This window comes from Micromonospora sp. KC606, from assembly GCF_004348675.1.
GTDB lineage: Bacteria > Actinomycetota > Actinomycetes > Mycobacteriales > Micromonosporaceae > Micromonospora.
This window is the reverse complement of sequence record NZ_SMKN01000259.1, coordinates 1-7,637: the sequence shown is the minus strand read 5'-3', so window position 1 is coordinate 7,637 and position 7,637 is coordinate 1. Positions and strand designations below refer to the sequence as shown.

At 74.9% G+C, this 7,637-nt stretch carries 7 protein-coding genes, 1 pseudogene and 1 riboswitch; of the genes and pseudogenes, 1 reads left to right on the top strand and 7 read right to left on the bottom strand.

Going from position 1 to position 7,637, the window contains the following annotated elements; translation table 11 throughout:
• Positions 1-1,163 (top strand): annotated as a pseudogene (locus E1193_RS32190) (hypothetical protein); the annotation flags it as partial.
• Positions 1,164-1,314: 151 nt separating this feature from the next.
• Here the strand turns inward: E1193_RS32190 and thiC are convergent.
• The 7 genes from thiC to thiE all read right to left on the bottom strand — a co-directional run bounded on the left by thiC (position 1,315) and on the right by thiE (position 7,422).
• Positions 1,315-2,907, bottom strand: coding sequence for a phosphomethylpyrimidine synthase ThiC (thiC, locus tag E1193_RS28425; protein WP_132186247.1), 1,593 nt, complete (start codon positions 2,905-2,907; stop codon positions 1,315-1,317).
• Between the two features lie 17 nt (positions 2,908-2,924).
• A complete protein-coding gene (thiD, locus tag E1193_RS28420) occupies positions 2,925-3,713 on the bottom strand; it encodes a bifunctional hydroxymethylpyrimidine kinase/phosphomethylpyrimidine kinase (RefSeq protein ID WP_132186246.1) in 789 nt (262 codons plus the stop codon).
• On the bottom strand, positions 3,710-4,405 hold the full coding sequence (locus E1193_RS28415) for a thiamine phosphate synthase (protein ID WP_132186248.1): 696 nt from the start codon (positions 4,403-4,405) through the stop codon (positions 3,710-3,712). Before E1193_RS28415 ends, thiD begins: the two co-directional genes overlap by 4 nt.
• A gap of 149 nt (positions 4,406-4,554) precedes the next feature.
• Positions 4,555-5,334, bottom strand: a complete 780-nt coding sequence (locus tag E1193_RS28410; RefSeq protein ID WP_279433398.1) for a thiazole synthase — start codon at positions 5,332-5,334, stop codon at positions 4,555-4,557.
• A complete protein-coding gene (thiS, locus tag E1193_RS28405; protein ID WP_132186244.1) occupies positions 5,331-5,531 on the bottom strand; it encodes a sulfur carrier protein ThiS in 201 nt (66 codons plus the stop codon). Before thiS ends, E1193_RS28410 begins: the two co-directional genes overlap by 4 nt.
• A complete protein-coding gene (gene thiO, locus E1193_RS28400) occupies positions 5,522-6,802 on the bottom strand; it encodes a glycine oxidase ThiO (protein WP_132186243.1) in 1,281 nt (426 codons plus the stop codon). Before thiO ends, thiS begins: the two co-directional genes overlap by 10 nt.
• A complete protein-coding gene (gene thiE / locus E1193_RS28395) occupies positions 6,796-7,422 on the bottom strand; it encodes a thiamine phosphate synthase (protein WP_132186242.1) in 627 nt (208 codons plus the stop codon). Before thiE ends, thiO begins: the two co-directional genes overlap by 7 nt.
• A riboswitch (TPP riboswitch) is annotated at positions 7,417-7,525 on the bottom strand. It overlaps the preceding gene by 6 nt.
• Between the last annotated feature and the right edge of the window lie 112 nt (positions 7,526-7,637).

Genomic DNA, 7,637 nt, shown 5'->3' with positions numbered 1-7,637 from the left:
CCCCCACGCCGGTCGACGCCGGCCGCCCGTTGGACAAGCCGATCCCCACCAACGGCCCGTCGGACACGGCGGAGGTCGCCGTTTCGAGCGGCGTGCCGGGACCGGGCGAGCGCCGGAACCCGTCCGCCGTCGCCGACACGACCCCGGCCGCCGGTACCCGCACCGACGACTCGCCGGCGGAGGTCGGCGCCTCCTGGTTCCTGCCGAAGGGTCGGGAGGCGCCCGCGGCCGGCGCTACCGACCCGGTTCCGGCCGGCGTCGAGCCCTCGACACCGGACCGCACGCCGGACGGCGACCAACCGTCGCCTCCCGGCGAGACGCCGGACGCCGACCAGCTCAGGCCCTCGGAGCCAGCACCGGTGATCGGGGCGGGCAGCGCCGCGGAACCGGTCTCCGGGACGGGGCGGCGCACGCCCCCCGAGCCGGTGTCGGCGGGCGGGCCGGTGTCGGCGGGCGGGCCGGCCGGTGCGGCGCAAACAGGGACCGCGCCCGCGCCCCGGCCACGCCCGAAGCGGACCCGCACCACCCGACCGACCGGCACCCGCCCGACGGATCCCGCCACCGGCCCAGCGGATCCCGCCACCGGCCCGACTGCCGCCGGATCGGGGACACCCGACCCGGCGGAGACCACCACGACGGACGGCACGCCGACGGCGGCCGAGCCGGCTTCCCGCCCACGGCTCCTCCTGCCCGACCTGGCCAGCGCCGGAAGCTGGGGGGCCTTCGGCCTCCACGGCTCGCCGACCAGCCCGGCGCGGCCCTTCCCGGACGCCGACGAGGACGGCGGGATCCCGAAGCCGGTCGCACTGCGCTGGGACGCCGACCCGGCCGACCCGGCCGCCACGATCACGGCGGACGGCCGCCACGGCGCCGTGCGGAACAATCCGGACGCTCCCAGCGGGATGAACGGCCCGGACGGGGCCGATGCCGAAGCCGCCGCGACGCGGTCTCGCTTCCGGCGCGGCCTGTTTCGTCGCGGCCGGGCCAAGGACGGCGACCCGATCGGCGACAGCCCGACGGAGGAGCCGATCGCCGCCCAGGACGAGGAGTTCGTCGACTGGGTCACCGGGCTGAGCAAGCCGCTGGCCGACAACGAGCCGGAGACGCAGAGCGCCCGGCGGTCCCTGCGAACCACCGGCCGCCACCACCGCGACCTGACCTGACTCCACGAAGCCGCCGCCCCTGGCCTCACCGACCAACTCGTTGGTCATGGTTGACGGCGTCGGCGACAATCCACCGCACCACCAGCTTCATGATCAACCAGAAGTGCGGCGGGAGCCGGCGGGCCGCCCGGCTCCCACCGTCGTTCGTCGGTCAGGCCAACGGCAGGTACACCCGGCCGCCGGAGGATACGAACTCCTCCGACTTGTCCCTCATGCCGCGTGCGGCGTAGTCCTTCAACTCCTGAGTGATCTTCATGGAGCAGAACTTCGGCCCACACATCGAACAGAAGTGGGCGGTCTTCGCCGGCTCGGCGGGCAACGTCGCGTCGTGGTACGCCCGTGCGGTCTCCGGGTCGAGCGAGAGGTTGAACTGGTCCTCCCAACGGAACTCGAACCGTGCCCTGGACAGCGCGTCGTCCCATGCCTGCGCGCCGGGGTGCCCCTTGGCCAGGTCCGCCGCGTGCGCCGCGATCTTGTACGCGATCACGCCCGCCTTCACGTCGTCCCGGTCCGGCAGGCCGAGGTGCTCCTTCGGGGTGACGTAGCAGAGCATCGCGGTGCCGAACATGCCGATCATCGCGGCGCCGATGGCGGAGGTGATGTGGTCGTACGCCGGTGCGATGTCGGTGGTCAGCGGGCCGAGGGTGTAGAACGGGGCCTCGTGGCACCACTCCTGCTGGAGGTCCACGTTTTCCTTGATCTTGTGCATCGGCACGTGCCCCGGACCCTCGATCATCACCTGGACGTCGTACTCCCAGGCGACTCTCGTCAGCTCGCCGAGGGTCCTCAGTTCGGCGAACTGCGCCTCGTCGTTGGCGTCGGCGATAGAGCCGGGCCGCAGCCCGTCGCCCAGCGAGAAGGTGACGTCATAGCGGGCAAGGATCTCGCACAGCTCGCGGAAGTTGGTGTAGAGGAAGTTCTCCTCGTGGTGGGCCAGGCACCAGGCGGCCATGATCGAGCCGCCCCGGGAGACGATCCCGGTGACCCGGTCGACCGCCAGCGGCACGTACGGCAGCAGCACCCCGGCGTGCACGGTCATGTAGTCCACGCCCTGCTCGGCCTGCTCGATGACGGTTTCCCGGAAGACCTCCCAACTGAGCTTCACCGGGTCGCCGCCGACCTTCTCGAGCGCCTGGTAGATCGGCACGGTGCCGATCGGCACCGGCGAGTTGCGGACGATCGCCTCCCGGGTCTCGTGGATCCGCTTGCCGGTCGACAGGTCCATCACGGTGTCCGCGCCCCACCGGGTGGCCCAGGTCAGCTTCTCCACCTCCTCGGCGACCGACGAGGTGACGGCCGAGGTGCCGATGTTGGCGTTCACCTTCACCAGGAACGCCTTGCCGATGATCGCCGGCTCGCACTCGGGGTGGTTGACGTTCAGCGGCAGCACCGCCCGCCCGGCCGCGATCTCGTCCCGGACGAACTCCGGCGCCATCCCCTCCCGGATCGCCACGAACTCCATCTCCGGGGTGACGGTCCCGGCCCGCGCGTACGCGAGCTGGGTGGGCCGCTTACCGTCGACCCCGGCCAGCGGGGTGCCGGCACCTCGGGCGGGAGCGACGTCCCCCCGGCTGGCGATCCACGGGCCGCGCAGGGGCGGCAGCCCCACCTCCGGGTCAGAACCCGGGCCGGATGTGTCGTAGAGGCGTACCGGCGGATTGTCCCCGGCCAACTCCACCTCCGCGAACGGCACCCGGATGTCCGACCGTGACCCCTCGACGTAGACCTTGCGACGTGCCTGCATGACAGCCTCCCTGATGGTCAACAGGACCAGCCGAAGTGGTCCAGCGGGCCGTGTCCCGCGCCCAACTCCCAGTCCCGCGCGCCGGTCAGCGCGCGGGTGACGTACTCCTTGGCGGCGGCGACCGCGGCCGGCACCGGGTCGCCAGCCGCCAGCCGGACCGCGACCGCCGCCGAGAACGAACAGCCCGTGCCGTGCTGGTGCCGGGTGGCCACCCGGGGCGCGCGCAGCAGGGTGGTCGTCCCGCCCCCGCACAGCACGTCCACCGCCTCGCCGTCCGCGTCGACGTCGCCGCCGGTCACCACGACCCAGGCGGGGCCGGCGGCGGCGAGTGCCCGGGCCGCGCCGACCATCTCCTCGACCGTGGTCACCGGGCGGCCGGTGAGGGCCGCCGCCTCCGCGCGGTTCGGCGTCGCCACCTCCGCGTACGGCAGCAGCCGCTCGACCGCCGCCACCACGCCCAGCGCGTGCCCGCTGGTGGCGACCAGCACCGGGTCGACGACCAGGTGCGGCAGCCGTCCCGCCTTCGCCGCCTCGGCGACCGTGTCGGCGACGGCCGGGCTGCCGAGCATTCCCGTCTTCACCGCGCGCACCGTGAAGTCGACCAGGACGCTGTCCAACTGGTCGGCGACGGTGCCGGGAGGCAGCGGCAGCACCGCGTCGACCCCCCGGGTGTTCTGCGCGGTGATCGCGGTGATCACGCTGGTGCCGTACGCGCCGAGCGCGGCGAAGACCTTGAGGTCGGCTTGGATACCCGCTCCCGCGCCGGAGTCCGATCCGGCGATGGTGAGCACGGTCGTCGGCGTCACTGGTTCTCCGATGGTTGCGATCGGGGCTGCGGCCGACGGTGCCCACTCCGGGCCGTCAGGCTTGATCCCTGCGTGGTCACGGTCGGCCACAGCCCGCCCCCGGCGGTGTCCGCCGAAAGCTGTGGGGCCGACGGCACTGGGGTGGCCGCATCAGCGAAGGCTCCGCCCAGCGTGGCGGCCGTCCTGGTGGGGTCGTCGGCTCGCATGACGGCGCCGAGCACGGCCACACCGCTGGCCCCTGCCTCGACGCAGGCTCTGACCTGGTTGGGGGTCTCGATGCCACCGAGGGCGAGCACCGGCACGGGGCTGCGCCGGGCCAGTGCGGCGAGCCCGGCGGGATGCAGGGGTGGGCCGTAGCCGGGTTTGGTGCTGGTCGGCCAGACCGGTGACAGGGTCACGTAGTCCTCGCTGGTCAGCCGGGCCAGTTCCGTCTCGTCGTGGCAGGAGCGGCCGACCAGCCCGACGGCCGGCGGCGGGTACGGGCCGGCGGCCGGCAGGTGCACGGCGTCGCCGCCGAGCGGGTCCGGACCGGCCACCACGAGCGTCCCGCCGGCCTCGACGAGGATCGCCCGCAGCTCGGTGGCGAGGGCCAGGCGCTCGGCGCGGGGCAGGTCCTTCTCCCGCAGCACCACCCACCGCACTCCCCCGCCGACGGCCGCGGCCACGACCTCGGGCAGTGGTCGCCGCCCCATCCGCCGATCGGTCAACACCACCACGCCGACCGGCACCCCCGAGGAGCCCTTGGCGGGTTCCGGCCCGCCCAGGGGCCGCTGCCTGCCAGGATCTGCCGGAGCCGCCGCCGGCGGAGACGTGGTCAGGTTCACGGCGGTGCGACTGGGCGTCACAGGTCGGGCCTTCCCTCGTCCGGGGTGGAGGGCAGGGCGTGGAGACGGCGGGCGATACGGCCCGCGCCGTAGGCGAGCCGGCCGGCCTCGACGGCGTACCGCATGGCGGTGGCCATCGCCACCGGGTCCGCGGCCCGGGTGACAGCGCTGGCCAGCAGCACCGCGTCGCAGCCCAGTTCCATGGCGAGCGCCGCGTCGGAGGCGGTGCCGATGCCGGCGTCGAGGACGACCGGCACGGCCACGCTCTGCCGGATCAGCCGGATGTGATGCGGGTTGCTCACACCCAGCCCGGATCCGATCGGCGAACCGGCCGGCATCACCGCCGCGCAGCCGACGTCGGCCAACCGGCGGGCCAGGATCGGGTCGTCCGAGGTGTACGGCAGCACGGTGAACCCGTCGGCGACCAGTTCCTCGGCGGCCCGCAGCAGCTCCACCCCGTCGGGCAGCAGCGTGCGCTCGTCGCCGATCACCTCCAGCTTCACCCAGTTGGTGTCGAACGCGTCCCGGGCCAGGTGCGCCACCTTCACCGCCTCGGTGGCCGTGTAGCAGCCGGCGGTGTTCGGCAGCAACCGCACCCCGCACCGGTCCAGCAGGTCGAGCAGCCCGCCGGCGGTGCCGGGGGCGGTGTCCACGCGACGCAGGGCCAGGGTGACCAGCTCGGTGCCGGAAGCCCGGATCGCCTGCTCCAGCACGTGCAGGTTGGCCGCTCCGCCGGTGCCGAGGATCAGCCGGGAATTGAAGGTGACGCCGCCGATCTCGAACGACATCCCCGTCACCCGCCCTGGGCGGCGCTGAGCACCTCGACCCGGTCGCCGTCGCGCAGCACCGTCGCCGGCCAGCCGGTACGCGGCACCACCTCGCCGTTGACCGCGACCGCGAGTCCGCGCTGCTGGTCGGTGACCGCGCGCACCACGTCGGCCACGGTGGCTCCGCCGGGCACGGTCCGCCCGGCGCCGTTGACGATCAGTTCCACGTGCGCTCCTCCTCGCTGCTCGCATCGGACCCGGCCTGCGCCGGCGGACCGCCGGACGTGCGGCCTCCGGTCGTCGGCGCGTACGTGCGGATTCGGGCTGCGGTCGCCGGCGGCGGGCCGACACCGCTCGGGCCTGCGGAACCGGGGCCGGCCGGCGGGCGTTCGAGACCGGCCAACGGCGGGCCGACACCGCTCGGGCGCGCGGTGAACCGCGCTGGCGTGAACGGCGCGAGCAGCGGGTCCGCCTTCCCGGTGACCACCAGCTCGGTGATCAGGTCGGCGGTGACCGGGGTGAGCACGATGCCGTGCCGGTGGTGGCCGGTGGCGGCCAGCACGCCGGGGTGGCCGGGCAGCGGACCGAGGATCGGCGCGTTGTCCGGCGTGCCGGGGCGCAGCCCGGCGGCGGCCTCCACCAGGTCGTACTCGGCCAGGTCGGGGAGCAGGTCGACGGCGGCGCGCAGCAGCCGCAGCACCGCACCGACGGTCACCTCGGTGTCGGCGCGTTCCTCGACGGTCGCACCGACCACCACCTCACCGTCGGCGCGGGGCACCAGGTAGACGGACTCGCCGTCGGCGTACCCCCGGATGACGTGCTGGAAGTCCGGCCCGGCGCGGCCGGGAGCGCGCAGCCGGAGCACCTGCCCCTTCACCGGTCGCACCGGCAGCCCGGTGAGCGCGGCGGCGCCGCAACCGGCGGCGACCACGGTGACGCGGGCGTCCACGTCGGTCAGTCGCGCGACCGCTCCGGGGACCAGCGTCGCGCCGGCCCGCTCGGCCGCCGACCGCAGCGCGACGACCAGCCGGCGCGGGTCGACCTGGTGGTCGCCGGGGGCGACCGCGCCGCCGCGCACCCTCGGCGCCAACGCCGGTTCGCGCTCCCGCAGCTGCGAGGGGCGCAGCGGCGTGATCGGCAGGCCCAGCCCCTGCTGGTACGACCACAGCCGGCGCGCCTCGGCCAGGTCGTCGCCGGTCAGCCCGACCATCAGAGTGCCCTCGGTGCGGTACCCGAACTCGGTGCCGGCGGCCTCGACCAGTTCGGCGGCGAAACCGGGCCAGCGGGCGGCGGACTCGGCGAGCAGCCCGGTCAGCTCGTGCTCACCGAAGTACGCCTCGGCGACCGGGGCGAGCATCCCGGCGGCGACCCGGGAGGCGCCGGAGCCTGGGGCGGGATCGTGGACGACGACGCGCAGCCCGCGCGACGCGCACCGCCACGCAATCGCCAACCCGACCGGCCCCGCCCCCACCACGGCGACGTCCGGCCGGGTCAGCACGCCAGCGCCCCGAGCAGCTCCGTGGTGGCCCGCGCCGGGTCGGCGGCCCGCGACAGCGCCCCCACCACCGCCACCCCGTACGCCCCGGCGGCCCGCAACGCCGGCACCGCCGCCGGCGTCACCCCGCCGATGGCGATCACCGGCACGCGCACCGCGCGGGCGACGGCGCGGACCCCGGCGGGACCGACCGGATCGGGTAGTCCGGTCTTGGTGCTGGTCGGATAGCAGGGACCGACGCCCAGGTAGCTGGCTCCGGCGGCGACCGCATCGACGGCGGCGACCGGTTCCCGAGCGGTGGCCCCGAGCACGGCGGCGGCGCCGAGCACCCGGCGGGCCGCCGCGACCGGCAGGTCGTCGGCGCCGACGTGCCCGCCGGCGGCACCTGCCGCGAGCGCGACATGCAGCCGGTCGTTGACCAGGCAGGCCGCCCCGTACGGCGCGCAGAGCGCGACCACCCGGCGGGCCAGGTCGTACGCCTGCCGGTCGGTGGTGTCGTCGGTCACCCGGACCTGGACGACCAGCTCGCTGCGGGCCACCGGCAGGGCGGCGCGCAGCACCACGAGGGGATCCCGCCCCGACCGGGTGTCGGTGATCAGATGCAGTCGCCCGAGGGACGGCACGGCAACTCTCCTCCCTGCGCCGGCATTACCCGGATCAGGTTCGACGGTCGGGGGCTCCAGCCCCCCTCTCAGCCCGGTGCACCGGGCTCCCGTGGGTTACTTGCGGCCTACCGTACGACGAACTCGCCGATCCGCCAAGGTCCGGGGCGGGTTTTCCCATCCACCGTCCTCACCCGACGTCGTCCGCTTCACCGCCGACGACGCCTTCCCCACCC

Excerpts from the sequence above, each read along its gene's own strand:
- E1193_RS28415 (WP_132186248.1), bottom strand. The coding sequence starts at position 4,405 with ATGGGGCGGCGACCACTGCCCGAGGTCGTGGCCGCGGCCGTCGGCGGG.
- thiC (WP_132186247.1), bottom strand. The coding sequence starts at position 2,907 with ATGCAGGCACGTCGCAAGGTCTACGTCGAGGGGTCACGGTCGGACATC.